General features: G+C 71.2%; 2 protein-coding genes. Both read left to right on the top strand.

The window, feature by feature from the left end; genetic code table 11:
- A partial coding sequence (locus J7E68_RS05590) for an AMP-binding protein (protein WP_251048678.1) occupies positions 1-1,044 on the top strand: 1,044 nt, incomplete at its 5' end.
- Between the two features lie 34 nt (positions 1,045-1,078).
- Positions 1,079-1,752, top strand: a 674-nt coding sequence (locus J7E68_RS05585) for a class I SAM-dependent methyltransferase (protein ID WP_215170630.1), incomplete at its 3' end; no start/stop codon positions are given.

Genomic DNA, 1,752 nt, shown 5'->3' with positions numbered 1-1,752 from the left:
CGGGTGCCGCAGGGCACGGCGGGGGGGATCGCGACGTCGGGATCGGGCGGGATCCCCAAGCGCGGGGCGCTGAGTGCGGAGGCCCGGCGTGCGAGCGCCGACGCGACAGCCGCGAGGATCGGCGGCGGGCGCTGGCTGCTCGCGCTTCCTGCCGGATACGTCGCCGGCCTTCAGGTGATGGTGAGGTCGCTGGTCGCGGGCACGCACCCGGTGACTCTCGACGGCCGGTTCTCGCCCGCGTCGTTCGCCGAGGCGACGCTCTCGATGCTCCGCCCCGAAGCCGGTCTCGGGGCAGCGATCCCCGATCTGTACACCTCGCTCGTGCCTGCCCAGCTCTCGACGCTATTGGACGCGTCCGGTGACGGGCCGGTGCGAGCAGCGCTCCAGGCGTACCGGGCGATCCTGGTGGGCGGGCAGGCGCTGCCCGAGCCCCTTCGGGAGCGCGCGGACGACCTCGGGATCCGCCTGGTGCGCACCTACGGCTCGACCGAGACCAGCGGAGGGTGCGTCTACGACGGCGTCCCGCTCGACACGGTCGCCGTGCGCACGGTCGACGGCGAACTGAGGATCGCGGGCCCGATGCTCGCTGACGGATATCTCGGCGACGGCGAGCTTACGGCGAAGAACTTCTCGCGCGACGAGCACGGCATCCGCTGGTATCACACGGGTGATCTCGGCCTCGTCGACGACGGAGTCGTGCGCGTGCACGGCCGAGCCGACAACGTGATCGTGTCGGGCGGTATCAACATCTCGCTCGATCGTGTCGAACGACTCGTCCGCCGAGTCCCGGGGCTCATCGACGCGGTCGTGGTGGCAGTCGATGACGAGCACTGGGGCGAAGCGTCGGTGATCGTCGCGCCCCGTGGCGAGGTGCTGCGGCGCAGCGAGTCCGAGCAGCTGGCGTATGCCCGCGACGTGGTGGCCGAAGAGCTCGGCAAGCACGCGAGGCCGGCGCGGCTGATCATGGTCGACGAGCTCGAGGTGCTCGCTTCGGGCAAGCCCGACCGAGAGGCGATCCGTCGTGCCGTCGCAGGGCTGCACTGACCGGACGGCGGCACGCGGAGTGCCAGACTGAGACATGGCCATCTACACGCACGGGCATCACGAGTCCGTTCTCCGCTCCCACAGCAGCCGTGACATCTCGAACTCCGCGGAGTACCTCCGGCCGCACCTGACCGAGACCGCCCGGCTGCTCGACGTGGGCGCGGGTCCGGGCAGCATCACCGTCGATCTCGCCGGCGTCGTCTCCCATGTCACGGCGATCGAGATCGACGAGAACGCCCTCTCGCTCTCGCGGGGCCTCGCGGCGAGCAGGGGCCTGTCGAACCTCGACTTCGCCGTCGAAGACGTCCATGCGCTGAGCTTCGCCGACGACAGCTTCGACATCGTGCACGCGCACCAGGTGCTGCAGCACGTCGGGGATCCGGTGCAGGCGCTCCGCGAGATGCGCCGCGTCACCGCGCCGGGCGGAGTGGTAGCGGCACGCGACGCCGACTACGCCGGCTTCATCTGGTTCCCGCTGCTTCCCGAGCTCGACCACTGGCTCGATCTCTACCGGCGAGCAGCGCGCGCCAACGGCGGGGAGCCCGATGCGGGGCGCCGCCTTCTCGCGTGGGCGCGCGCGGCCGGGTTCGACGACGTGACGGCGACGACGTCCACCTGGACGTACGCCACCCCCGAGGATCGGGCCTGGTGGGGAGGCATGTGGGCAGACCGCATCCTCGAATCGGCGCTCGCCCGACAGCTCGTCGA

The organism is Microbacterium sp. ISL-103 (assembly GCF_018613995.1).
Classification (GTDB): Bacteria; Actinomycetota; Actinomycetes; order Actinomycetales; family Microbacteriaceae; genus Microbacterium.
The sequence above is the reverse complement of the archived record's forward strand: the minus strand, read 5'-3'. Positions and strand labels throughout refer to the sequence as shown.